This window comes from Oricola sp. (assembly GCF_022763245.1).
Lineage (GTDB): Bacteria > Pseudomonadota > Alphaproteobacteria > Rhizobiales > Rhizobiaceae > Oricola.
The window spans coordinates 72,732-97,178 of the sequence record NZ_JALEGV010000008.1; the positions used below are offsets into that span (position 1 = coordinate 72,732).

At 64.9% G+C, this 24,447-nt stretch carries 20 protein-coding genes; 3 read left to right on the plus strand and 17 right to left on the minus strand.

What is annotated here, in order from left to right:
- Positions 1-86 precede the first annotated feature (86 nt).
- The 10 genes from tatC to MRY80_RS02050 form a co-directional block, all read right to left on the minus strand.
- Positions 87-908, minus strand: coding sequence for a twin-arginine translocase subunit TatC (gene tatC, locus MRY80_RS02005; protein ID WP_293287509.1), 822 nt, complete (start codon positions 906-908; stop codon positions 87-89).
- Between the two features lie 26 nt (positions 909-934).
- A complete protein-coding gene (tatB, locus tag MRY80_RS02010; protein ID WP_293287386.1) occupies positions 935-1,684 on the minus strand; it encodes a Sec-independent protein translocase protein TatB in 750 nt (249 codons plus the stop codon).
- A 67-nt stretch (positions 1,685-1,751) separates the two neighbouring features.
- Positions 1,752-1,982, minus strand: coding sequence for a twin-arginine translocase TatA/TatE family subunit (locus MRY80_RS02015; protein ID WP_293287387.1), 231 nt, complete (start codon positions 1,980-1,982; stop codon positions 1,752-1,754).
- 37 nt (positions 1,983-2,019) lie between these two features.
- Entirely contained in the window at positions 2,020-3,132 is a 1,113-nt protein-coding gene (locus tag MRY80_RS02020; protein WP_293287388.1) for an ABC transporter ATP-binding protein, read from the minus strand.
- Between the two features lie 48 nt (positions 3,133-3,180).
- A complete protein-coding gene (scpB, locus tag MRY80_RS02025) occupies positions 3,181-3,939 on the minus strand; it encodes an SMC-Scp complex subunit ScpB (protein ID WP_293287511.1) in 759 nt (252 codons plus the stop codon).
- An 8-nt stretch (positions 3,940-3,947) separates the two neighbouring features.
- On the minus strand, positions 3,948-4,736 hold the full coding sequence (locus MRY80_RS02030) for a ScpA family protein (RefSeq protein WP_293287513.1): 789 nt from the start codon (positions 4,734-4,736) through the stop codon (positions 3,948-3,950).
- Between the two features lie 111 nt (positions 4,737-4,847).
- Complete coding sequence (gene nagZ / locus MRY80_RS02035) at positions 4,848-5,882, minus strand: beta-N-acetylhexosaminidase (RefSeq protein ID WP_293287390.1); 1,035 nt, start codon at positions 5,880-5,882, stop codon at positions 4,848-4,850.
- An 83-nt stretch (positions 5,883-5,965) separates the two neighbouring features.
- Positions 5,966-8,392 (minus strand): SPOR domain-containing protein, encoded by a 2,427-nt coding sequence (locus MRY80_RS02040; protein WP_293287391.1) that lies wholly within the window; start codon positions 8,390-8,392, stop codon positions 5,966-5,968.
- Positions 8,393-8,479: 87 nt separating this feature from the next.
- Positions 8,480-10,228 carry an arginine--tRNA ligase gene (gene argS, locus MRY80_RS02045; RefSeq protein ID WP_293287393.1) on the minus strand — a complete coding sequence of 583 codons (1,749 nt, stop codon included), beginning with the start codon at positions 10,226-10,228 and terminating at the stop codon, positions 8,480-8,482.
- Between the two features lie 54 nt (positions 10,229-10,282).
- A complete protein-coding gene (locus MRY80_RS02050; protein ID WP_293287395.1) occupies positions 10,283-11,512 on the minus strand; it encodes a deoxyguanosinetriphosphate triphosphohydrolase in 1,230 nt (409 codons plus the stop codon).
- 135 nt (positions 11,513-11,647) lie between these two features.
- Between MRY80_RS02050 and erpA the strand changes: the two genes are divergently transcribed.
- On the plus strand, positions 11,648-11,983 hold the full coding sequence (gene erpA / locus MRY80_RS02055) for an iron-sulfur cluster insertion protein ErpA (RefSeq protein ID WP_293287516.1): 336 nt from the start codon (positions 11,648-11,650) through the stop codon (positions 11,981-11,983).
- A 48-nt stretch (positions 11,984-12,031) separates the two neighbouring features.
- Here erpA and MRY80_RS02060 read toward each other — a convergent pair whose 3' ends face one another.
- On the minus strand, positions 12,032-13,402 hold the full coding sequence (locus MRY80_RS02060) for a nucleobase:cation symporter-2 family protein (protein WP_293287398.1): 1,371 nt from the start codon (positions 13,400-13,402) through the stop codon (positions 12,032-12,034).
- 173 nt (positions 13,403-13,575) lie between these two features.
- Here MRY80_RS02060 and xth point away from each other — a divergent pair, with 173 nt between their 5' ends.
- Together xth and MRY80_RS02070 are read left to right on the plus strand one after the other, a co-directional pair.
- On the plus strand, positions 13,576-14,358 hold the full coding sequence (xth, locus tag MRY80_RS02065; protein ID WP_293287400.1) for an exodeoxyribonuclease III: 783 nt from the start codon (positions 13,576-13,578) through the stop codon (positions 14,356-14,358).
- Between the two features lie 60 nt (positions 14,359-14,418).
- A complete protein-coding gene (locus tag MRY80_RS02070; RefSeq protein WP_293287402.1) occupies positions 14,419-14,682 on the plus strand; it encodes a hypothetical protein in 264 nt (87 codons plus the stop codon).
- Between the two features lie 6 nt (positions 14,683-14,688).
- Here MRY80_RS02070 and MRY80_RS02075 read toward each other — a convergent pair whose 3' ends face one another.
- The 6 genes from MRY80_RS02075 to MRY80_RS02100 form a co-directional block, all read right to left on the minus strand.
- Positions 14,689-15,438 carry a tetratricopeptide repeat protein gene (locus MRY80_RS02075; RefSeq protein WP_293287519.1) on the minus strand — a complete coding sequence of 250 codons (750 nt, stop codon included), beginning with the start codon at positions 15,436-15,438 and terminating at the stop codon, positions 14,689-14,691.
- Positions 15,439-15,508: 70 nt separating this feature from the next.
- Complete coding sequence (ilvD, locus tag MRY80_RS02080) at positions 15,509-17,233, minus strand: dihydroxy-acid dehydratase (RefSeq protein ID WP_293287404.1); 1,725 nt, start codon at positions 17,231-17,233, stop codon at positions 15,509-15,511.
- A 258-nt stretch (positions 17,234-17,491) separates the two neighbouring features.
- A complete protein-coding gene (locus tag MRY80_RS02085; RefSeq protein ID WP_293287406.1) occupies positions 17,492-18,778 on the minus strand; it encodes an outer membrane protein transport protein in 1,287 nt (428 codons plus the stop codon).
- Positions 18,779-19,083: 305 nt separating this feature from the next.
- Positions 19,084-21,897, minus strand: a complete 2,814-nt coding sequence (locus MRY80_RS02090; protein ID WP_293287408.1) for a valine--tRNA ligase — start codon at positions 21,895-21,897, stop codon at positions 19,084-19,086.
- A 93-nt stretch (positions 21,898-21,990) separates the two neighbouring features.
- A complete protein-coding gene (locus MRY80_RS02095; RefSeq protein WP_293287410.1) occupies positions 21,991-22,905 on the minus strand; it encodes a DUF2497 domain-containing protein in 915 nt (304 codons plus the stop codon).
- Positions 22,906-23,040: 135 nt separating this feature from the next.
- Positions 23,041-24,405 (minus strand): TolC family outer membrane protein, encoded by a 1,365-nt coding sequence (locus tag MRY80_RS02100; RefSeq protein WP_293287413.1) that lies wholly within the window; start codon positions 24,403-24,405, stop codon positions 23,041-23,043.
- Positions 24,406-24,447: the final 42 nt, after the last annotated feature.

The window sequence follows — 24,447 nt, forward strand, 5'->3', positions numbered from 1 at the left end:
GTCCTGTGCGAAAGGATTATCGGGAATCGGGTGGGGTGTCGCCTGAAAGCCGGCGACGGTCAAGAGCAGCGCGCGCCGCGCCGCCCTCAGGACGACGCGCTATCGTCGCCTTCGCCCCCGGCGCCTTCGTCCGCCGTCTCTTCCCCGGCCTTGCGCCGCTGCTTTTCGATCTGGCGCGCCGACAGGATCGACAACTCGTAGAGAAGGATCGTCGGAACGGCGAGCCCGATCTGGGTCAGCGGGTCGGGCGGCGTGAGAATAGCCGCCGCGACGAAGGCGAACACGATCGCATATTTGCGCTTGTCGACCAGACCCTGAACCGAGACGATCCCGGCCCGCGCCAGAAGCGTGATCGCCACCGGAAGCTGGAACACCAGCCCGAAGGCGAAGATCAGCGTCATGATCAGGCCGAGATATTCGGACACCTTCGGAAGGTGCTGGATCGAGGCCATCCCGTCGCCGCCGGTCTGCTCCATGGACAGGAAGAACCACATGGCCATGGGAATGACCATCAAATAGACCATCGCGGCGCCAAGCAGGAAGAGAACCGGCGTGGCGACCAGATAGGGCACAAAGGCCTGGCGCTCGTTCTTGTAGAGACCGGGCGCGATGAAGCGATAGAGCTGGCCGGCGATCACCGGGAACGCGAGCACGAGACCGCCGAACGCGGCGATCTTGATGCGCGTGAAGAAGAATTCCTGCGGCGCGGTGTAGATGAACCGCACTTCGTCATTGCCGAGACCATGCCAATCGACGGCCCACTGGAACGGCACGACCAGCAGGTTGAAGATATGCGCGGAGAGCGCGTAGCACAGGATGAAGGCGACGAAGAACGCCGCCACCGCCCACATCAGCCTCTGCCGCAACTCGATGAGATGCGACATCAGCGGAGCGGCCGATGCTTCCATCTCCGCTTCTTCATCGGACCTGCTGCTCACGATTCGTCCTTGCCAGTCGTTTCGGCTGCCTTCGCCGCGGTCTTCGTTCGGGTCGCCCGCGCCTTCGGTTTGGCCGCACCGGCGTCACCATCCTTTGCGGGCGCGGCACTCTTGCTCGCCGTGCTCTTCGCAGCGGGCTTCTTCGCACTGGTCGTCTTGGCGGCGGTTGCTTTGGATGCGGCAGCCTTGGGCGCGGAGGCCTTGGCCGTCGTGCTCTTGGCCGCAGCGGGCTTCGAAGCGGCCGGCTTGGCGGCAGCGGATTTGCTCGCGGCCGACTTGGCCGGAGCCTTCTTCGTCGTGGTGGCTGGTTTCGCGGCAGGCTCCGCGGCCGGTTTGGCCGCGAGGTTCACCGGCTCGGGCTCTCCCGGGCCCACCGCGGCGGGCGTCTGGGCCGGTTTGGCGGCCTTCGCCGTCGAAGCCTTGTCGGACTTCTCGATGTCGCTGGCCGCCTTCTTGAGTTCCTTGTTGATGTCCTTGCCGACATCGCCAAGGGGGCCAAGCGCCTCCTTGATCGTTCCGCGCGGATCCAGCCCCTTCATGTCGCTCGCAAGCTGCCGGACATCGTCCAGCTCCGCTTCCTTGAGCGCATCGTCGAATTGGCGGCGGAAATCGCCCGCCATCTTGCGCAGGCTGGCCGTCGTCTTGCCGAAGGTGCGCAGCATCTTCGGCAAATCCTTCGGGCCGACGATCACGATCAGGATGATCGCGATGACCAGCAGTTCACTCCAGCCGAAATCCGGCAACATGGCAGCTATCCATCTGCGTCACGGCACGGCCGAACAACCCGGCAGCGCCGCGACTTTCAAAGGCTGATCAGCTTTGTTTCTTGGCGGCCGTGGTCGTGTCGACGCCTTCTTCGGACTTGTGCTCGACCGTCTTGGCAGAGTCGGCTTTCTCGTCCGGGGCATCGTCGGCAAGGCCCTTGCGGAAGTTCTTGATGCCCTTGGCAACGTCACCCATCAGATCCGGAATCTTGCCGCGGCCGAACAGCAGCAACACGATAACCAGCACGATGACCCACTGCCACCAGCCAAACATACCCATTGAAACGAACTCCTAGTCCAATCTTGTCACGTGACACTTATGCGTTTTCGACACCAGTTTCAAACAGCATTGTGTCGGTTGGGCGCACATAAATCGTCACATCACGCACGCCGGAGGGAAGTTCGTCGGCACGGATGCGCGCACGCACCGGCTGATCGGTTCCCGGCACCGCCAGCACGAGGCTTTCGGTGACGCCGAGGAACCGCCGGCTGACGATGCGTCCGGGTACGCCGCCCGGCTCGCCGTCGCCCGATCCCGCCTCCACGCGCAGCCCCGCGGTGCGAACGGCAACCGTCACGTCGGCACCCTCCCCGCCAGTGCTGCAGGCGAAGGTCCCGAGCGGCGTTTCCGCCTGACCCGCCCGGCACACCGACGCGAACACGTTCAGTTCCGAGAAGAAGCCCGCGACGAAGAGGTTGTGCGGCGCGTGATAGATCTGCTGCGCCGTGCCCGCCTGCACGATCTCGCCACTGTCGAGCAGCGCGATGCGGTCGCCCATGCGCATCGCCTCCTCGGCGTCATGCGTCACCACGATCGCGGTCGCCCGCGTCTCGCGCAGGATCGCCAGCGTCTCGGCACGCACGCTGTCCTTCAGCCGCGTGTCGAGGCCGGAAAACGGTTCGTCCATCAAGATCACCGATGGCCTCGGCGCCAAAGCGCGCGCCAGCGCGACGCGCTGCTGCTCGCCCCCCGACAGGACATGCGGAAAGCTCATGAGGTGGTGCTCGAGTCCCACCCGGCGGATTGCCGCCAGCGCTTCGCGATTGGTGTCGGCCGCGCTCATGTTGCGCAGGCCGAACCGCACATTGTCGAAGATGGTCATGTGCGGAAACAGAGCGAAGTCCTGGAACATCAGGCCGACCGACCGTTTCTCCGGCGGCAGGAACACCTTCTCGCCGGCGATCTCGCGCCCGTTCATCAGCACCCGGCCGGAACTCTGCGCCTCCAGCCCCGCGGCAAGCCGCAGAAGCGAGGTCTTGCCCGAGCCTGACGGACCGAGAAGGCAGAGGATTTCGCCCGGACTGGCGACCAGAGAGATGCCCTTCAGCGTGTGAACGTCGCCGTAATGAAGGTGGATGTCTTCGAAGGCGAGTTCAGCCGCAAAGGTGACGCCGGTGCGTGGAAGCGATTTGTGCGGGCTTTGAACCATCAAGGCGATCGGGAATGAAACGGACGGACGTCAGGCGCCCTGCCTGTCTCAATCATCGCCACCCTTGGGTGTCAACAGACCAAGCTCTTCCAGATCGATGTCTGTCAGTTCGTCCTCGTCCTCGGTCAGTTCGTCCGGATCGGCCGCCGGCATCGGCATCGAGAAGCTCGCCGGCATGCGCGTCGACAGAAGGCCGGCCCCCTTCAGCTCTTCCATGCCCGGCAGGTCGCGGATCTCCGCAAGGCCGAAATGGTCGAGGAATTCCAGCGTCGTCCCGTAGGTCACCGGGCGCCCCGGCGTCCGTCGACGGCCGCGCATTTTCACCCAGCCGGTCTCCATCAAAACGTCCAGCGTGCCCTTCGACGTCTCGACGCCGCGGATGTCTTCCATCTCGGCGCGGGTCACCGGCTGGTGGTAGGCAATGATCGACAGCACTTCGAGAGCGGCGCGCGAGAGCTTCTTCTGGCGCACCTCTTCGCGCTGCATCAGGAAGCCGAGATCGCCCGCCGTGCGAAACGCCCAGCTGTCCTCGATGCGCACGAGATTGACGCCCCGCTTGTCGTAGAAGTCCTGCAGTTCCGTCATGAGCGCGCGAATGTCGACCCCGTCGGGAAGCCGCGCCGCAAGCGCCTTCTCGCTCACCGGCTCGCTGGAGGCGAACACAAGCGCTTCGGCCATGCGCATCGCTTCGGCCTCCATCAGCCGCCGCGCCGGATTGTCGGCCTCGATCACGGATTGGCCTTGATCGTCGCCGCCGAACTCCTCGAAATAGCCGTCCAGCGCCTCGGCGCCGTCCACGTCGTCGATCGTATCGGTCATTGCTTCGATCCCGTGCGGGCCACGTCCCGCATGTAGAGCTTCGAGAAATGCGCGTCCTGGCGGATTTCCACGACCCGCTCGCGCACCAGTTCAAGACTTGCAGCAAAAGCGCTCGCCAGTGCCGTACGGCGCATCTGCGGCGTCGGCGCATAGGCGATGATGAAACTGTCCAGCTCGGTCCACTCGCCCATGTCGCCGACCAGCTTGCGCAGGATCTCGCGCGCTTCGGTCAGTGACCAGACGGCCCGCCTGGCGATCTCGACATGGTCGATGGCGACGCGCTGGCGCTGCTGGGCGTAGGCCGTCAGCAGGTCGTAGAGCGATGCGTGATATTCGGAGGTCTTCTCCACCACCACCGTTTCCGGCATGCCGCGCGCGAACACGTCCCGGCCCAGCCGGTTGCGATTGATCAGCCGCGCCGCCGCGTCGCGCATGGCTTCCAGCCGCTTCAGCCGGAATTGCAGCAGCGCCGCCATTTCCTCGCCCGATTGCTCGCCCTCGACCTTCGGCTCGGGGATCAGCAGCTTCGATTTCAGGAAGGCAAGCCAGGCGGCCATGACCAGGTAGTCGGCCGCCAGTTCCAGCCGCAAGGCGCGGGCCTGCTCGATAAAGGCGAGATATTGCCGCGCCAGTTCGAGAACCGAGATCCGCGTCAGGTCCACCTTCTGGTTGCGCGCAAGATGCAGAAGGAGGTCGAGCGGCCCCTCGAACCCGGCGACATCGACGACGAGCGCGGGCTCAGCCGCGGCGCGTTCGGCGGTATTGTCTTGCCAGACGGCGTCCATCGGCGCCGGCTTCGCGGCACCGCCCTTTCCGCCCGTCACATGCGTTCCCGTCGCGCCCAAGGGCGTTGTCTCCCGTTGCGCGGCGAAACCGCCGCTCCCGCCCCGTCGAGGTCAGGCGACGGGCGTGAAATATCCGTTCAATTCGTCCCGCAATCCGGCGATATGCGCCGTGTCGTCGAGCCGGCCGTCATGGTCCGAGAGACGTGCCAGTGTCCGGCTTGCCCGTTCCAGCGCCTTGCCCTGCAAGGCCGGTGTCCGGGCGGCGACAGCCAGCATCTCGTCCATCACGCCGTTGCAATGTAGGACAACATCGCAGCCCGCGCCAAAGATGCTTTCGGTCCGATCGCCGAAATCCCCAGAAAGTGCTTTCATCGAGACGTCGTCGCTCATCAGCAGGCCGTCAAAACCGATTTCGCCGCGGATGATCTCCTCGATGACAATCGGCGACGTGGTCGCGGGCCGCTGCGGATCGATTGCCGAATAGACGACATGCGCGGTCATCGCCATCGGCATGTCGGCCAGCGCCACGAAGGGCGGAAAGTCGTGCCGGCGCAATTCCTCCAGAGGGGTGTCTACGACCGGCAGCGCCAGGTGACTGTCCGAGAAGGCGCGCCCATGCCCCGGAATATGCTTGATGACCGGCGCGACGCCGCCCTCCAGGAGCCCCTCGGCAGCTGCTCGTCCGAGCACCGAGACCGCTTCCGGATCAGTGCCGTAGGCCCGATCGCCGATCACGTCATGCGCGCCCGCCACGGGCACGTCCAGCACCGGCAGGCAATCGGCATTGATGCCGAGCGGCAGCAGGTCGGCGGCATGCAGGCGCGACATGGCGCGCGCCGCGCGCAGCCCCGCCTCCGTATCGCGCGCATGAACCGTGCCGATCGAAGCACCGGGCGGATAGGACTGCGTGATCGGCTCGCGAATGCGCTGCACCCGTCCGCCTTCCTGGTCGATGAAGACCGGAGCGTCTCCTCGCCCGACGATCTCGCGGAACCGCGACGTCAGCGCACGGATCTCGTCCGCCGTTCCGATGTTGCGGGCAAACAGGATCAGCCCCCAGGGCAATTCCCGCTCAAGAAAGGCTGCCTCCTCCGGCGAAAGGCTCTTGCCGGCGCAACCCACGATCATGGCTTTCGAATCGGTCATTGCGAATCATAGTCACAATCCGCCGAAACGAAAAAGGGCGGCCTCGCGCCGCCCTGATCCGGTGTGCTGTTGAGCCGTCGCCGTTAGCGGGCCACGAAGCAATTCCCCCCAGCCTGCTTGAGCGACTCGCAAAGCGCGACCGCGTCTTCCTTGCTCGACGCAGACACCCTGACCCGGTGGAAGGTTCCCCGACCCTCGATCTCGGCCTGCTGGATCGTGATGGCACGTCCGCCGAGGATGCTCCCGAAGCGGCGCGACAGATCGACGACGGCCGACCGGGCGAGTTCCCGCGACGGCTGCGAGGAAATCTGCACCGAATAGGCGCTCGCCTGGACCGTCGGTTCCGGCGCGGTCGCAGGCGCCGGCACGGGCGCGGAGGCTTCCACCGTCGCCGGTTCGGGCCGCTGCGGAATGGCGGCGGGCGTCGGCACGTTGCCGGTGCCGATCTGCACGCCCTGCGAGGGTGTCGTGTCCGTCGATGCGTTCGGAGCGGGCACAGCGGCCATTTCCTGCAGCGCTTCCGTTTCCTGTTGCGAGATGGTCGTCGAAGGTGCCGTCAGGCCTGGTTCGGTCGATGCGGCCGCAGCCGGCTCGGTTCTGGCCTGCAGCGACGGCGCGCGCGGGTCTTCCGTTGCCTGTTCGGACACGTCTGCCGGCGTGCTCACGATCGTGCCGTCCGGCTTGACCGTCACTGTGCGCACCTTGCGCGGCGGCAGCAGCACCTGGGCGCTGGACTGGCCGGTCAGCGTGCTGGTGTCCCCACTGGCATCCGGCGCAAGGCGATCCTCGCCCTTGGCGGTTTCCGTGACGCCGTTCGGCAGGATCTGCGAGCCGGTTCCGGTCAGGTCGATCGGTTCCTCGGCCGTGGTGACGAGCGTTTCCTGCGTCGGCGCGGTCTCGCCATTGCCATCGACCTCGCCATAGACGACGCGGTTCTGGTTCGGCACCTGCTTGCCGCCCGGATCCTCCGGAACGACCTTCACCGGATCCGAATCCGCCTGCACGAGCACCGGACCACTTTCGCCACCAACATCGCCACCCGACAGCATGAACGCCCCAACTGCCCCAAGGATCGCGATCCCGCCGACCACGGCGGCGATGATCAACCCTCGGGAAGCGGGCGCACGGTCGTCGTCCAAGGCGCCATCGTCGTAATAATGGCCGAGATCGTCCTCTTCGCCATGAAGGTCCGAATCATGGGTGGAATATTCGAGATCCCGTGCGAGATCGTCTTCCATGTCACGGGCGAGGTCGTCCTCGAACACGTCGAAGTCGTCCTCTTCCGCGAACATCTCCTCGGCGCTGTCCTCGATGACAGGCTCCGGCACGCCCGGCTCGTCATAGTGATTGTAGTCCGAGAGCGCGACGTCGAGCTCACGCTCGATGTCCGGCGCCGGCGGCCTGCGCACCTCCTCGGCGGCCGGCATGTCCGGCAGGCTGAGCGGGCGCATGGCCTCGATCTCGGCAACGGAAAGATCGGCAGTGTCGATCGCCGGCGGTTCCATCCGCGCCACGACCGCCGGGGCTTCCTCTTCCACCGGCTCCAAGCCTACATCATCGTCCGCAGGCTCTTCATAGGCATGATCGAGATTGAGCTCGTCCTCGATCGAGACGTCTTCATCCGCCTCTTCTGAAGCGCGCGAGATCTCGCCCGTCATCTCATCGAAGGTCGCAGAGAGACCCGCATTGAACTCGCTCTCGAAGGCGTCGAGCAGGGCGTTGTCCTCCGGGGCCGCCATCGGCGCCTCCGGCTCACTGTCGTCGTCTTCGAGCCAGAACGGCTTCGGCGCCGTCGCGGGCGCTTCAGCGGCGGGGGATGACGACTGCGCTTCCTCGGGGCGGCCGAACAGCATTGCGAGATCGTTGAGATCCTCTGCCACGGACGCCTCGGCGGATGATTGCGCACCCTCCCAGGATTCGCCCGCCTGCGCACCGATGCTACCGAGGAGATCGAGCAGTTCGTCTTCCAGGGTTTCGGTGTCCACCTGCTGCGTCGGCGTGGCCTGCCGCGACTGAACCGCCGGCTCGGGCGCAGGCGCTGCCACCGTCCGCGCAGCCGGAGCGGGCGCCGGTGCAGGCTCGGCTTCAAAATCGGACTGGAACAGTTCGGCTTCCATCGCGTCGGCGTCGAACGCGTCGTCGGGAGCCGGCTCTGCGGCTTCCGGTTCGGCGAACATGTCGCTTAGCTCGCGCTCGAGATCGACATCGCGCGACGCCCTCTCATCGAACTGCCGCGCGGAAGGAGTGGACACCGGCTCGGGGGCGAAACTCTTCTGAAGATCGACAGGCTCGCGCTCGAACGAAGGCTCCGGCTCGACCTGCTCGTCGAGCTCGCGGATCAGATCGCTCTCGAAATCGATCTCGTCCTCCGGTTCGGCATGCCGGTGCGACATATCGTCCGAACTCGAATAGCCGATGATCTGGGACAGCTCGAACAGCGGGTCGTCCCGCGAGATCTCGTCCCGATCGCTATTCTTGACGTCCGGCTTGCGATTGGTTGCGTCCGCCATGCCACTTCCCTGTACTCTTCACCCCGAAGACTTCATGCCTTCGACACGCTCCATGCCAGCGCATTATGGGCAAAAGGTGACAGGGTATTACCGCATTTCCGTCGGGGAATCAGCCCCGACGATGGCAAGGCCCGACCGAAGTACATGGAGCACACCCTGCACCAGACCCAATCTGGCACGGGTCAATTGTGGATTGTTAACCTTAACAAAGCGTAAGTCGTCATTGTCCGTGCCGCGATTCCACTGGCTGTGGAACACGCTGGCGAGATCGTAGAGGTAGAACGCGATGCGATGCGGCTCGTGCGCCTGCGCCGCCGCCTCGATGACGCGAGGGTACTCGGCGAGCTTCCTGATCAGTGCGATCTCGCCCTCGTCGGACAAGAGGTCCAGCGCATCCGGATCGGGCTCCACCGGCGCGCCGAACTGTTCGGCCGCCTGCCGGAAGGCCGAATGGCAGCGCGCGCTCGCATATTGCACGTAGAAGACCGGATTGTCCTTGGAGCGCTCAGTGACCTTGGCGAAATCGAAATCGAGCGGCTCCATGTTCTTGCGATACAGCATCATGAAACGCACCGGATCGCGTCCGACTTCGTCGACCACGTCCCGCAGCGTCACGAACTGGCCGGCCCGTTTCGACATGCGCACCGGCTCGCCGTCGCGGTAGAGCTTGACCAGCTGGCACAGAAGCACCGTCAGCTTCGCATTGCCGCCGGTCACCGCGCGCGCCAGCGCCTCAAGGCGCTTCACATAGCCGCCGTGGTCGGCGCCCAGCACATAGATCATCTCGGAGAAGCCGCGCTTGTACTTGTCCATGAAGTAGGCGACGTCGGCGGCGAAATAGGTGTAGGAGCCGTCCGACTTCACCAGCGGGCGGTCGATGTCGTCGCCGACGGCTGTCGAGCGGAACAGCGTCTGCTCGCGGTCTTCCCAGTCCTCCGGCAACTGCCCCTTCGGCGGCGGCAGCTTGCCCTTGTAGACATGCCCGTTGATCGTCAGCTCGTTTATCGCGGTGCGAATCCGCCGTGCGCCGTCGGCATGCAGATCCCGCTCCGAGAAGAAGACGTCGTGATGGACGTTCAGCGCGTCGAGATCCTCGCGGATCATCGTCATCATCGCGTCGATGGCCCGGTTCTTGACGATGGCCAGCGACTCGTCGTCCGGCATCTGCAAGAGATCGCGGCCATATTCCTCCGCGAGCGCCTCGCCCACGGGAACGAGATAGTCACCCGGATAAAGCCCTTCGGGAATCTCGCCGATCTCGTCGCCGAGCGCCTCGCGGTAACGCAACATCACCGACCGGGCCAGCACGTCGATCTGTGCGCCGGCGTCGTTGATGTAATATTCCTTGGTCACCTCGTAGCCCGCACAAGCCAGAAGATTGGCAAGCGCGTCGCCGACCACGGCGCCACGGCAATGGCCGACATGCATCGGGCCGGTCGGATTGGCCGAGACATATTCGACATTGATCTTGGCGCCATCGCCAAGCGTCGAGCGGCCGTAGTCGTCTTGGCGTTCGAGGATCGTCGCGAGCTGCTTGCGCCAGAACCCGTCCGACAGCTTCAGATTGACGAAGCCCGGCCCTGCAACACCGGAGGATTCGACGTCGGCGTCTTCGCCCAGCTTCGCGGCGATCTTTTCGGCGAGTTCGCGCGGCGGCATGCCGGCCTGCTTCGCCAGAACCAGGGCGGCATTCGTGGCGATGTCGCCATGCGACGCATCGCGCGGCGGCTCGATGCCCAGCTTGGCGAAATCGAGCGCGCCGCCGTCTTTCGCCTCCACGCCGAGTGCGTCCACGGCCTTGACGACCCGATGCCTGAACTCGGTGAAAATGTTCATGAGCGCTGTCCTGGATAATCTGTAAGAACCGGTGTCCGGTCTGCGGAGGCGTCGCTAACGCAAATCGGGAGTGCGGTCAAACAGCCGTCTGTGTTCCGACAGGGCGAACGTGTCGGTCATGCCGGCGAGATAGTCGGCGACGCGGCGCGCCAGGGCATGGTCGTCCAGTTGCGATAGCTGCTCCGACCAGTGGCCGCCCATCCGCTCCGGTGCGGCGAGAAAAGCACCGAACAGGTCGCGCACGACCTCTTCCGCCTGCGCCCGAACGCGCATCACGTCGGGATGGCGGTACATGTTGGCGAACATGAACGCCTTCAGTTCCTTTTCGAGCGCCGCCATCTCCGGCGAGAATTCGGCCATGGTCCGGCCCGCGCCGTATATGTCCGCCACGGTGCCGGGCCGAAGCGCGTCGAGATTGGCGGCGGTGCGCCCGATCACGTCCTCGACCATCCGCGTGATTAGACGTCGCGTCATTTCATGGCCACGTCGGCTGTCGTCGAGGCCTGGATAACGGCTGTCGACTTCGGCCAGGATGTCGCGCGGCAACGCCACCTCGCGCAGCATGTCGAAGGTCAGCAGGCCCGCGCGGAGGCCGTCGTCGATGTCGTGTGTGTTGTAGGCGATGTCGTCGGATATCGCCGCGAGCTGCGCCTCGAGCCCGGCGTGCCGGTCGATTTCCAGGTCGAAGGCCTCGCAGATATTGAGAATGGTCACCGGCACGGGCCCGTCCAGCCCCTCGCCCGTCACGGGGTCGCGCAATGGCCCGTTGTGCTTGACGAGACCTTCGAGCGTCTCCCATGTCAGGTTGAGGCCGTCGAACTCGGCGTAGCGGCGCTCCAGCTTCGTCACCACACGCAACGCCTGGGCGTTGTGGTCGAAGCCGCCATGCTCGGCCATGCAGGCGTCGAGCACGTCCTCGCCGGTGTGACCGAAGGGCGTGTGGCCGAAATCATGCACCAGCGCCACGGCCTCGGCGAGATCCTCGTCCAGCCGGAACGCGCGCGCCAGGGCACGGGCGATCTGCGAGACCTCGATCGTGTGGGTCAGCCGCGTGCGAAAATGATCGCCCTCATGGCTGAAGAACACCTGCGTCTTGTGCTTCAGCCGGCGAAACGCCGTGGAATGCACGATCCGGTCGCGGTCGCGCTGGTATTCCGTTCGCGTCCGGCTGCGCGGCTCCTCGACCAGCCGACCGCGGCTGCGCTCTGACACCGTCGCATAGGGCGCGCGCTCGCCCAGGCCGAAGCCAATGCCCTGCAATGTCGCATCCGAAACCGGCTGCATCGTTCAAGTCCCCTGCCGCGCATCCACACCGCCATATTGACGCGCTCCGCACCGCTTCATACCTATGAAGCAAAGCATTGAACACCGTGTGAACCGAAGCCGGCGAGGACGCGAACCATGACCGCCCATGCACCGATGGCAGACAAGACCGTGACCATGACCGACGCCTGCGCCGCCCGCGTGACGAAGATCGTCGAGGGCGAAGCCGACAACAAGGCGTTGCGCATCACGGTGGAAGGCGGCGGCTGCTCCGGATTTTCCTACAAGTTCGACCTCGTGCCCGGCCCCGCGGAAGCCGACGACATCGTCATCGAGAAAAACGGCGCCACCGTCCTGATCGACGAGTTGTCGATGGTCTACATGGCCGGATCGGAGATCGATTTCGTCGACGACCTGATCGGCCAGTCCTTCCAGATCAGGAACCCGAACGCGGTGGCGAGCTGCGGCTGCGGCACCTCGTTCAGCATCTGAGGCAGCCCGCCCGGGGGCGGACCGCCGGATTTCATCTCATGCGGGCGCCTATTCAGCCGCCTCGGCAGTCTTGCCGACGCTGTCGGGGATGATCAGCGACAGGATGATCGCGGTCAGGCCGCTCAGCGTGATCGGCGTCGCGAACACCTTCTGCATGATGTCCGGCAACTGCTTGATCGCGTCAGGCACCAGCGTCACGCCGAGCCCCAGCCCGAACGACACCGCCATGATGTAGATCTTGCGGCGATCGATCTCCTGTGACGCCAGGATGCGGATGCCGGCGACCGCAATCGAGCCGAACAGCACCAGCGTGGCCCCGCCAAGCACCGATTTAGGCACCAGCAGGAAGATGCCGCCGATGATCGGGAAGAAGCCGAGCACCACCAGGATGCCGGCGATGTAGTAGCCGACATGACGGCTCGCGACGCCGGTCATCTGGATGACGCCGTTGTTCTGGCTGAAGGTCGTGTTCGGGAAGGTGTTGAAGATCGCGGCGATGCCCGAATTGACGCCGTCAGCGAGAACGCCGCCCTTGATGCGTCCCATATAGACGTCACCTTCCACCGGCTCGCCCGAGATCACGGAGTTCGCCGTCAGGTCGCCCGTCGTCTCGATCGCGGTGATCAGATAGACGAAGGCGATCGGGATGAAGAGCGCGATATCGAAGGAAAACCCGAACTTGAACGGCACCGGGATCGCGAAGACCGGCTGCGAGCCGAAGGCCGAGAAATTCACCTGCCCGAGAATGGCCGCCACGATGAACCCAGCGACAAGGCCGATCATGATCGCCGAGATGCGGATCATCGGGTTCTTCTGGAAGGTCATGACCAGAATGACCGCGACCACGAGAATGCCGAGCGCCAGATTGACCGGGCTGCCGAAGGACTCACCGGCGCCGACACCGCCGGCAAAATCGGTGAAGCCGACCTTGACGAGGCTGAGGCCGATGACCGTGATCACGACACCCGTCACGGTCGGAGTGATGATCCGGTCCATCCTGTCGATGAACTGGCTGAGAATGACCTCGACCAGGCAGCCGACAAGACAAAGGCCGAAGATCATCGCCAGGATGTCCTCCGGCGTGCCGCCCCTGCCCTTCACCGCGAAGCCCGCCGCCAGGATGGAGCCCAGAAATGCAAAGCTCGTGCCCTGAAGGCTCAAAAGACCGGACCCCACCGGCCCGATGCGACGACACTGGATGAACGTCGCGACGCCGGACACGAAGAGCGACATCGCGATCAGATAGGGCACGTGCTCGCCCAGCCCCAGAACCCCGCCGATCACGAGGGTCGGCGTGACGATGCCGACAATACTCGCCAGGATATGCTGTGCGGCCGCCAGAAAAGCCGGCCCCGGCGGCGGTGTATCGTTAAGTGTATAGACCAGCGAACTATCCGCAGGTGCCTGATTATTAGCCATTTTTGAAACCTCTCATCACTTCAAACGTGCTTGTTGACGCGATTCCCCTCGCCACAGACAGGCAACGCATGATCCGTGCCAGATGCCGCGCAGACGCTTGCCGGCTTTACGCGCCCGCCGCATGGCGATACCAACGAGGTCCCCGTACGGGCAGAATCTGGAGACCCTTCTTCGTGAAAATCGCGACCTGGAACATCAACGGCGTCAAGGCACGGCTCGACACGGTGAAGAGCTGGCTGGAACAGGCCTCCCCCGACATCGCCTGCCTGCAGGAGATCAAGTCGGTCGACGAAAATTTCCCGCGCGGCGAGTTCGAGGCGCTCGGCTATCAGGTCGAGACCCACGGGCAGAAGGGGTTCAACGGCGTCGCCATCCTGTCGAAGCTGCCCTTCGACGAGGTCAATCGCGGCCTGCCCGGCGACGACGAGGATGTGCAGGCGCGTTTCATCGAAGGCGTCTTCTCGGTTGAGAGCGGCGTGCTGCGGGTGGTCTCGCTCTACCTGCCGAACGGAAATCCGGTCGACAGCCCGAAATTTCCCTACAAGCTCGGCTGGATGGAACGGCTGCACGCCTGGACCGAGGAACGCCTCGCGCTGGAGGAACCGTTCATTCTCGCGGGCGACTACAACGTGATCCCGCAGGCTGAGGACTGCCACGACCCGAAGGTGTGGGAGGGCGATGCGCTGTTCAGGCCGGAGACCCGCGCCGCGTTCCGCCGGCTCGTCAATCTCGGCCTGACGGAAGCGATCCGCTCGGTCACCGACGCACCCGAAACCTACACCTTCTGGGATTACCAAGCCGGTGCCTGGCAGAAGAACAACGGCATCCGCATCGACCACCTGCTTCTTTCCCCAGAAGCCGCCGTCCATCTGCGCGCCGCCGAGATCGACAAGCATGTGCGGGCCTGGGAAAAGCCCTCAGACCATGTACCCGTGGTGATCGATTACGCTGCGTGACGCGACGCCTTTTGCCGGAACGCCGGACCCGTGATACGCTTCACGGCGGAGGGACCGGCCATGACCCAACGCCTCGCATGCATCTCACTGACATTTGCCTTGGGCGTCTTCGCGCAATCCGCGACGGCGGCTTCGAACTGCACCTGTCGCGGCAACGGCAGTGACGTTCCGGAAGGCCAGACGATTTGCCTGAAGACGTCGGCGGGCGCGAAGCTGGCGCGCTGCGAGCGGGTGCTCAACAACACGTCCTGGACCATTCTCGAAGAAGACTGCCCGACAGCCGCGCTGCCGCAGCTCTCCACTTGGCTCCCCGTCAAGAGCTGATCGAGGTCAGTTCCGTCCGGCCAACGCGATCGCGGTGCGACGGTCGCTTTCCGAGGCAACGGCGAAGGCTGCTTCCTGCAATGTGCGGATCCAGAGGCTGTCCGCTTCCGACGCCTTGTTGAGTGCACTCGTCAGGTAGGAGAGCCCTCGCGCGGTCTTGCCGGAATCGAACAGGATCTTGCCGAGCAGCGCTTCCGACCCGACATGGCCCTTGCGCATTGCCAGATTGAACCAGCGCGCCGCCTGGACCAGGTCCACCGGACCGCCCTCGCCGGACATGTACATGCGTCCGAGCTCGAATTGGGCGCCGGCGTCGCCGAACTGGCTCGCCGCCTGTAAATAGAGTTGGCGCGCGCGCCACGGGTCGGCCGAGATCGGTGAATTGGGAATGCCACGGCGCAGATAGCTCGCCAGCGACGTCAGCGAATTGGCGATGAAGGTCTCGTCGCGCGTGCCCGGCGCCGCACCTTCGTTGACGACGCCCTCATACAGCCGGAAGGCCTCGTAATCGTCTTCCTTGACCCCGTCGCCGGAGGCATACATCGTCGCCAGCTTCCAACGGGCGCCCGCATGGCCATGCTCGGCGGCGTCGCGATAGGCCTTCAACGCCTCGTCCTTGCGCCCGTCCTTGTAGGCAAAGAAACCGAAGCGGAACATTGCCCACGGCCCCTTGCGCTCCCCGTCCGAAGACTGGGCGGCACAGGACGCTGGCTGAAAGACGGCAAGAGCGAGCGCGAGGCCCCCGATCGCCGCCATCGAGGCGGCGCGCATGCCGGAAGTGCTTGATTTGTCAGACCAGATCGCGGTCATGATACTCGTTTACATCCTAGATATCGGCGTAGCAGAGCGTCTCCACAGCTCCGCCGGGGTGTGTCACGGCGCCGCGGCGGGCATCGCCCACCGTCTGCGCATATTTCCAGAGAACGCCCGAGGTGTAGGCGGTCTCGCGCGGCGCCCATTCGGCCTGGCGCGCCGCCAACTCCTCCTCGCTCAGATCGACGTCCAGCGTTCCCGCCACCGCGTCGATCGTGATGGTGTCGCCGTCCCGCAATAATGCGATCGGGCCGCCGACCGCCGCTTCCGGACCGACATGACCGATGCAGAAGCCGCGCGTCGCGCCGGAAAACCGGCCGTCGGTGATCAGCGCGACCTTGTCGCCCATGCCCTGCCCGTAAAGCGCTGCCGTCGTGGCCAGCATTTCGCGCATGCCGGGACCGCCTTTCGGTCCCTCATAGCGAATGACCAGCACCTCGCCTTCCTTGTAGGTCCGGTTGGTCACCGCCTCGAAGCACTCTTCTTCCGAATCGAAGCATCGCGCCGGGCCGGAGAACTTCTGGTTCGCCATGCCGGCCACCTTCACGATGGCCCCGTCGGGCGCCAGATTGCCCTTGAGCCCGACAACCCCGCCGGTGGTGGTGATCGGCTTGTCGGCCGGGTAGACCACGTCCTGATCCGGGTTCCACTGCACGTAATCCATGTTTTCGGCCAAAGTGCGACCGGTCACGGTCAGGCAGTCGCCATGCAGGAAGCCGTGCTCGAACAGCGTCTTCATGAGAAGCGGGATGCCGCCGGCCTCGAACATGTCCTTGGCCACATACTTCCCGCCCGGCTTCAGGTCGGCGATGTAGGGCGTCTTGCGGAAGATCTCGGCGACGTCGAACAAGTCGAACTCGATGCCCGCCTCATGCGCGATCGCCGGCAGGTGCAGCGCGCCGTTGCTCGACCCACCGGTCGCGGCGACCACCGCTGCGGCGTTTTCCAGCGCCTTGCGCGTAACGATGTCGCGTGGGCGGATGTTGCGCGCGACGAGTTCCATCACCTTCTCGCCGGACGCGAAACAGAAACGGTCGCGCAGCTCGTAGGGAGCCGGCGCGCCGCAGGAATAGGGCAAGGCAAGGCCGATCGCCTCGGCCACGGTCGCCATGGTGTTGGCGGTGAACTGCGCCCCGCAGGAGCCGGCCGACGGACACGCCGCCTGCTCGATCTCGAAGAGGTCGTCGTCGGACATGCCGCCGACAGAATGCTGGCCGACCGCCTCGAACACGTCCTGGACGGTGATCTCGCGGCCGCGAAAGGAGCCCGGCAGGATGGAGCCGCCATAGACGAAGACGGAAGGCACGTTGAGGCGAACCATCGCCATCATCATGCCCGGCAAGGACTTGTCGCAGCCGGCGAGCCCGACAAGCGCGTCATAGCAGTGCCCGCGCATCGTCAGCTCGACAGAATCGGCGATGACGTCGCGCGACACCAGCGACGCCTTCATGCCCTGGTGGCCCATGGCGATGCCGTCGGTCACGGTGATGGTGCAGAACTCGCGCGGCGTGCCGTTGGCGGCCGCAACGCCCTTCTTGACCACCTGGGCCTGGCGCATCAGTGCGATGTTGCAGGGTGCGGCCTCGTTCCAGCAGGACGCCACGCCGACCAGAGGCTGCGCGATTTCCTTCTCGGACAGCCCCATCGCATAGAGGAACGAGCGATGCGGCGCGCGCGCCGGGCCGACCGTCGTATGACGGCTCGGCAGCTTGTCCTTCGAGATGACCTTGGCGTCCATGAATTCCTGTCCCTTGCCTGCCGTGAGCATGCGCCCCGCGGCGAGACACCGCTGCGATGCGCCCGGTTTATGGCGGCAAATGGGCATCTCGCCCGGCAGGGCTTCTAGAGGAAATCTTAGAACGAAGGTGTTGCCAAATCGTCACAAAGACCGCGGTTTCAGGAGATTTGGCGGCCTTGCGGTGTCTGGCAGGGCCTCAAAGAAGAACCCCGCCGCATGAACGTGCGGCGGGGTCGAAAAGGATCGGCGTGGCCGATATCAGAACTTCAGGCTGCCGGACAGCGACAGGGCGTAGCCCCACTCACCCGGCGAGTAGGCGGTGTAGTCGCCCTCGGTCTTCTGGCCTTCGGACAGGTAGATGGCGGCGCCGCCGGCGCTCAAGGTCATGTTGTCCTTGGCGTAACGCACACCGCTCGCGACCGTCCAGGTGTCGGTCAGCGTGTCGTAGCCGCCCGAAACGCCCTTGTCCCATGTGACGGAGAAGGATCCTGCCAGTGTTTCGTTAAACTGGTGAGCCAGACCGCCGGTGACCGTCCAGCCATCCTTGAAGAAGAAGCTCGAGCTGGAGAAATCCTGGCCCGCGATCCCCTCGACAACCTGGATCTGCTGCAGCACGCTCCAGTCGGTCCACTTGACGGAAGCGAAAGCCAGCCAGCCCGGACGAATGCCAGAACGCAGGGCGAATTCGACGCTCTGCGGCAGGGACGCCGACGCGCTTGCGGTGGTCGAAAGCTGCGACTGGTAGAGGTTGCCCTGAACATAACCCAGCGCGCCGGCATAGTTGCCGTAGAACGGGCTGTCCGGATCGCCGGCGATCTGGTGCGCGGCGATGGTCGCGAACGGCGTGCTGCTGTACATGCCCGTCGCGTCGTAATCCGTCTGCGAGCGGTACATCAGGCTGCCGCGCAGCGCGATCTCGGGGATTTCGAAGCCGACGCCGATCCGGTAGCCCCAGGACTCGCCGGTCAGGTTGAGGCTGCTGACGTCGCCGGCATTGGGGCCGTAGACGCCGTCGTCGAAGAACGGGTTCGGCAGCGGGATGCCGTCGTAGAGCTGGAAGTCCTGCGCCTCGTTGTAATCGAGGCTCTCATGGAACACGCCACCGATGAGATAGGCGCGGCCGGGACCGGCGTCGAAACCGACCGAACAGGTCAGGCCGAGCTCGTCCACGACGAAATTCTGATAGGCCGTGTCGAACTGGATGGCACCCGAATATTCCGAGTCGCCGCCATAGGGCTGCGTGTAGGAACCGACGCAATTCAGGTTCCCGGCGAGCTTTCCGCCCACGGACACGTAAGGGATGAAATAGTCATTGGAGAAGGTCTGGTCGGGTGCGTCCAGGAAACCCTCCAGGCTGTAGCCCGAGATGTTCTCGTAGGACCGCCCCGGCGAGACGAACGTCACGCCGCTGTAGAACTCGAAGCCGTCGCCATACAGCCCGTCGAGATTGGCGCTGCCGCGGCTGAATCCCCCCGCCAGCGCAGCGCTGCTCAGCACCGTCGCGCCAAAGAGACCGATCGTTATTGTTTTTGTGCCCCTACGCATTCTTGTCCTCCAAACCATGCTTTTCCATAGTTCTGACGGAGGATGCGCTCAAATTTCAAGCAGATTTTAGCCAAATAAACGCCACATTTCGGACCGCCCTCGACCCCGAAAACGGCAATCTGCGTCGAACTGACGCTTTTTACGTTTACGTTAAGGGCAGAAGGGGCCGAAAAGGCATTTTTTCGGCAACTTCCGCGTCGTCTGCCTGATAAAATTGCGCGAAATGCGCGTTGTTGCAAAATCGACACAACCGACGGCTTTCTGCGCACAACCGTCGGCCATGCGACAAACCGCCGGCCGTTGCGTCAGCCAATCTGCTCGATGCGGCCGAGTGCCGCCTTCAGCGAATCGCGTTCGCTCAAGGCGTCTTCCAGCTTGTCGCGTTCGCCTGCGACGATTTCGGGCTTGGCGTTGGCGAGGAACTTCTCGTTGCCGAGCTTGCCCTGCAACTTGCCGATATCCGCCTCGACCTTGCCGATCGCCTTCGCAAGCCGGGCGCGTTCCGCATCCACGTCGATCAGGCCACCGAGCGGCAGGCACGCCGTCGCCTCGCCGATGATGATCTGCGCCGAGCCCTTCGGCACCTCGCTCTCGGCCAGGATGTCCTCGGCGCGGGCGAGCCGCTTGATCGCGGAATCGTGGCGCAGCAGGCGCTCGCAGGTTTCGGTGCTCGCGCCGACCATGACCAGCGGCGCGCTGGCCGATGCCGGAACGTTCATTTCGGCGCGCACTGAGCGGATGCCGCTGACGAGTTCGATCAGCCAGTTGATCTCGCTGGCCGCCTCGTCGTCCGCGAATTCCGGACGCGGCCATTCGGCGTGGCACAGAAGCGTGTCGCGACGATCGGCGGTCAGCGCCCACAATTCCTCGGTCATGAACGGCATGAACGGATGCAGCAATTTGTAGACGCCGTCGAGCACATAGGCCGCGCAGGCCTGCGCCTCGGTCTTCGCCGCCTCGTCGTCGCCGTTGAAGATCGGCTTCAGCAGTTCCAGGTACCAGTCGCAGAATGTGTGCCAGACGAAGCTGTAGGCCGCGCCCGCCGCTTCGTTGAAGCGGTACTGGTCGATCCCCGTCGCGACATTCGCCGCCGTGCGGGCGAACTCGGTCAGGATCCAGCGATTGACCTGCAGCGTCGCGCCCGCCGGATCGAAATCGGGATCCTGCTTGACGCCGTTCATCTGCGCGAACCGCGTCGCGTTCCAGAGCTTCGTGCCGAAATTGCGATAGCCGGCGATGCGCGCCGGGTCGAGCTTCACGTCGCGCCCCTGCGCGGCCATGATCGCCAGCGTGAAGCGCAGCGCATCGGCGCCGTATTCGTCGATCAGCTCCAGCGGGTCGATGACGTTGCCCTTCGACTTCGACATCTTGGCACCGTGCTTGTCGCGCACCAGCGCGTGCACATAGACGGTGTGGAAAGGCTCGACCGGAACCTCCTTCTCGTCCTTCATGAAGTGCAGGCCCATCATCATCATACGGGCGACCCAGAAGAAGATGATGTCGAAGCCGGTCACCAGAACGCTGGTCGGATACCAGGTCTCGAGCGCCTTGGTCTGCTCCGGCCATCCAAGCGTCGAGAACGGCCACAGGGCAGAAGAGAACCACGTGTCGAGAACATCCTCGTCGCGCGTCAGGTCAACCGCTTCGCCATAATGCCGGCTGGCGGCAGCGACTGCGTCCTCCTCGCTCTTCTCGACGAACACGGTCCCGTCCGGCCCGTACCAGGCCGGGATCTGGTGGCCCCACCAGAGCTGGCGCGAGACGCACCAGGGCTGGATGTTCTCCATCCAGTTGAAATAGGTGTTCTCCCAGCTTTTCGGCACGAACTCGGTGCGCCCCTCGCGCACCGATGCGATCGCCGGCTTGGCCAGCGTCGCCGCATCGACATACCACTGGTCGGTCAGGAACGGCTCGATCGGCACTCCGCCGCGGTCGCCATGCGGGACCTGGTGCTTGTGCGGCTCGATCCGGTCGACCAGGCCCCTCGCCTCCAGCATCGCGACGATGCGATCGCGCGCCTCGAAACGGTCGAGCCCGTCGAGTTCGCTCATCGTGGACGCCAGCTCTTCCGTCTGCTCGACGCCGTAATGGAAATCGGCGTTGCCCTTCAGGACCACGCGCGCTTCCCCGTCGAGAACGCTCACGGCGGCGAGGTTCTGCCGCTTGCCGACCTCGAAATCGTTGAAGTCGTGCGCCGGCGTCATCTTCACCGCGCCGGTGCCCGCTTCCGGATCGGGATATTCGTCGGCGACGATCGGAATGTGCCGGCCGACCAGCGGCAGGATCACGTGCTTTCCGACAATGCCCTGGTAGCGCGGATCGTCCGGATGCACCGCGACGCCGGTGTCGCCGAGCATCGTTTCGGGACGCGTCGTCGCCACGACGAGATAGTCGCGCGTCTCGTATCCGGCGGGCTCGCCGTCGGACGGCTTCCAGGCGATCCGGTTGCCCTCGTCGTCGAGATTGTAGGGGTGCTCATAGGTCGCCCCGTCGGCCAACGGATAGCGGAAATGCCACAGATGGCCGTCCACTTCCTTCGGCTCGACCTCGAGATCGGAGATCGCCGTGTGCAGCTTCGGATCCCAGTTGACCAGCCGCTTGTCCTTGTAGATCAGACCTTCCTTGTAGAGCCGCACGAAGACTTCCAGCACAGCCTCGGACAGGCCGTCATCCATGGTGAAGCGCTCGCGCGACCAGTCGCAGGAGGCGCCGAGGCGCTTCAGCTGGTTGAAGATCATCCCGCCGGATTCGTTCTTCCACTGCCACACGCGCTCGATGAACTTCTCTCGGCCCATCTGGCGGCGCGACATGTTCTCGCCGCTCTCGGCAAGCTGCCGCTCCACGACCATCTGCGTCGCGATGCCGGCATGGTCCATGCCCGGCTGCCACAGCACGTTGTTGCCGTTCATCCGCTGGTAGCGGATCATGATGTCCTGCAGCGTGTTGTTGAGCGCGTGGCCCATATGCAGCGAGCCGGTCACGTTCGGCGGCGGAATCACGATGCAATAGGGATCGGCGCCTTCGCGCGAGCCTGCGCCGGCGGCGAAAGCGTCGGCCTCCTCCCAGATTTTGGCAATTCTCGGTTCGACGCTGGTCGCGTCAAAGGTCTTGTCGAGCATGTGGAAACGTCCGCGAGCGATGTCGGTCAATCAGCGCCCGTGTAAATCCGAAGCACGGTGGCCTGTCAACAAAGGCGCGGTTGGGACCGGCGATCAGGCCGGGCGCGGCTCGCCGCGTGCGATGCGCTCGATCTCCGCGCGAACCAGCCGCTCGACCAGCGACGGCAGGTTGTTGTCGAGCCATTCCTGCAGCATCGGCCGCAGCATCTCTTCCGCCATGGCGTCGAGGTCCGGTGCGGCGCGCTGCGGCAGGGCTTCGGCCAGGCTGGAGAGGCTGGACAGGGATTGCGAGACGCTGTTCGAAACCGCCTCGGAAACCAGCGACGTCTGCTTGTCGCGACCGGCCGGCGGCGCCTTGGCCTCGACCTCGAACGTGCCGCGCAAGAGATCGCCAACCTTCTGGAATGTCCCGTTGTCGGCCTCGCTGAACCGGGCGTCGTATTTCGCCCGCTTCTCGGCAAGCAGGTCGCGGTCGACATCGGAGAAGTCGCCGAGCAGCACGGCCTCGGCCTCCGACATGTCCGGCTCCGCCGGCGTCGGATCGATATCCATCGCGGGAGAGGAATAATCGTCGTCCACGCGCCCGTTCAGCGACGCCGACAGCCGCAGCCCCGAATCGCGCAACGGCGTTTCAAACGCGCTGAAATCGGGCAGCTCAGGCTCGATGCGCGCCGGCTTGCGGCTCAGGCTTTCCTCGGCGAGATAGGCGCTGACCGCCGCCTCGATGTCGTCGTCCAGCCCGTCAGCGGTGTTCGAACGCGGCGTGACGCGCTCCGGCGCACGACGTGTCTGGGGCTGTTGCGGCGACATGGATTGCGGCGCGCGCATCCGGGTGAAGCCCGGATCGTTGGCCGGCGGCGGAACCGCCGTCGAAGCGGGCTCGACACGTTCCTCGACCGGCTTCACCGGCGGCTTGGAACGGGCATCCCCGGCGTCGATGATCCTGCGGATCGACGCGAGAATCTCGTCCATCGAGGGTTGTTCGCGAAGCGCGCTGCCGTGTGCCATTCGAGACTACCATAACCCTTGGAACGCCGAATCATCCGGCGAATCATCCTGCAAGGGTAGCCGATGATCCGGACGATGAGAATCGGCTCGGCGGAAGCCGCCGAGCCAACTCACAGGAATCGCAATTGCTTATGGTTAACGGCCGTCCGGCGTCCGCAGTCCGAACCACTTGTCCTGGACGGCGTCGAAATGCTCCTTGGGGTCGTGCAGCGCGACACGAAGCCCGAGGCTCCTGGCGGTCAGGCGACCGGTGGCGGATCTCAGCGCATAGCTGGAGACCACGACGTCGCGCTCGGCCTGCACCATGGCGATCTGGGCGCTCAGCACGTCGGCCTGGGCGTTCAGAACGTCGAGCGTCGTGCGCTGGCCGACATCGCGCTCCTGCACTACCCCGTCAAGCGCCAGGCGGGAGGCACGCAGCGTCTCCTGGTTGGCGGAGACCGCGGCGCGGGAGGCCTGAAGCTGCGTCCATGCAGAGGCGACGGCGGCGCGCACCTGATCGCGCGCGACATCGACATTGATGCGTGCCTGGCCCAGCTGTTCCTTCTTCTGGCGCACATTCGCACTGGCCTGACCGCCCTGATAGATCGGCACGGTGACCTGGGCGCCGATCGAAGCGGAGTTGCCCGTGAACGAGCCGCCGCCGGCGGTGCGGCTGGTGTAGCTGCGACCCACAGAGGCCGAAAGCCCGACCTGAGGCAGGAACGCGCCCTCGGCGGCCTTGACGCTGAACAGGCCGGAATCGACCAGGTGATTGTTGACCATGATGGCCGGATGCTCGGCGAAGGCGACCGACTGGGCCGACTGCAGCGACCCGGGCATGCCCTTGCTCAGCGCCGACGCGGCCTGAAGATTGTCCGGCTCCGAGCCGGTGAGCTGGCGGTAGACCGCCGCGCTGGAAAGCGCCGCGGCGCGGGCCGCCTCGAGCTGCGCCTGGGCGGCCGCACGGGTCGCCTTGGCCTGCTCGACATCGGTGCGCGTGCCCTCGCCCACGTCGAAGCGCGCCTGCGCGGCACGCACCTGCTCGTCGAGGAAGGCCAGGTTGCGCTGGCGCAGCACCGCGATCTGGCGGTTCTGCAGCACGTCCATATAGGCCTGCGCGGTGTCGAAGAGGACGTTCTGTTCGGTGTTGCGCAGATTCTCGCGCTGGGCGAGCACGCCCGACGTCGCCGCCCGCACATTGTTGCCGGTCTGGAAGCCGTCGAAGATCGACTGGCTGATCTCCACGCCGAAGCTGGCGCTCGTCACGCCGACGCCGACCGCCGACGATTCGCTCCAGGAATTCGTGATGCCCGCAGTGCTCTGGATGCGCGGGCGGTAGCCCGAGCGCGCCAGCGCGACGTTTTCATCCTGCACCCGCACCCCGGCTCGCGCCGAGTTCAACTCCGAATTGTTTTCGTAGGCTTTGGCGAGCGCACCGAAGATGGTCTCGGCTTGCGTGGCCTGCGGCGCCATGGAAACGGAAACGGCGAGGGCCGCGGCTACAAGGAAATAACGCATCCGAACTATCCTGACTGAAATGACCAACCTGTCGTCGGTCCA

Coding starts and splice junctions, on each gene's coding strand:
- MRY80_RS02060 (WP_293287398.1), bottom strand. CDS start 13,402: ATGGCTAATAATCAGGCACCTGCGGATAGTTCGCTGGTCTATACACTT.
- nagZ (WP_293287390.1), bottom strand. CDS start 5,882: ATGACCGATTCGAAAGCCATGATCGTGGGTTGCGCCGGCAAGAGCCTT.
- MRY80_RS02075 (WP_293287519.1), bottom strand. CDS start 15,438: ATGGCGGCGATCGGGGGCCTCGCGCTCGCTCTTGCCGTCTTTCAGCCA.
- argS (WP_293287393.1), bottom strand. CDS start 10,228: ATGAACATTTTCACCGAGTTCAGGCATCGGGTCGTCAAGGCCGTGGAC.
- MRY80_RS02070 (WP_293287402.1), top strand. CDS start 14,419: ATGACCCAACGCCTCGCATGCATCTCACTGACATTTGCCTTGGGCGTC.
- MRY80_RS02100 (WP_293287413.1), bottom strand. CDS start 24,405: ATGCGTTATTTCCTTGTAGCCGCGGCCCTCGCCGTTTCCGTTTCCATG.
- MRY80_RS02090 (WP_293287408.1), bottom strand. CDS start 21,897: ATGCTCGACAAGACCTTTGACGCGACCAGCGTCGAACCGAGAATTGCC.
- MRY80_RS02095 (WP_293287410.1), bottom strand. CDS start 22,905: ATGGCACACGGCAGCGCGCTTCGCGAACAACCCTCGATGGACGAGATT.
- tatB (WP_293287386.1), bottom strand. CDS start 1,684: ATGTTGCCGGATTTCGGCTGGAGTGAACTGCTGGTCATCGCGATCATC.
- MRY80_RS02015 (WP_293287387.1), bottom strand. CDS start 1,982: ATGGGTATGTTTGGCTGGTGGCAGTGGGTCATCGTGCTGGTTATCGTG.
- MRY80_RS02085 (WP_293287406.1), bottom strand. CDS start 18,778: ATGCGTAGGGGCACAAAAACAATAACGATCGGTCTCTTTGGCGCGACG.
- MRY80_RS02020 (WP_293287388.1), bottom strand. CDS start 3,132: ATGGTTCAAAGCCCGCACAAATCGCTTCCACGCACCGGCGTCACCTTT.
- MRY80_RS02030 (WP_293287513.1), bottom strand. CDS start 4,736: ATGGACGCCGTCTGGCAAGACAATACCGCCGAACGCGCCGCGGCTGAG.
- ilvD (WP_293287404.1), bottom strand. CDS start 17,233: ATGGACGCCAAGGTCATCTCGAAGGACAAGCTGCCGAGCCGTCATACG.
- tatC (WP_293287509.1), bottom strand. CDS start 908: ATGGAAGCATCGGCCGCTCCGCTGATGTCGCATCTCATCGAGTTGCGG.
- MRY80_RS02040 (WP_293287391.1), bottom strand. CDS start 8,392: ATGGCGGACGCAACCAATCGCAAGCCGGACGTCAAGAATAGCGATCGG.
- MRY80_RS02050 (WP_293287395.1), bottom strand. CDS start 11,512: ATGCAGCCGGTTTCGGATGCGACATTGCAGGGCATTGGCTTCGGCCTG.
- erpA (WP_293287516.1), top strand. CDS start 11,648: ATGGCAGACAAGACCGTGACCATGACCGACGCCTGCGCCGCCCGCGTG.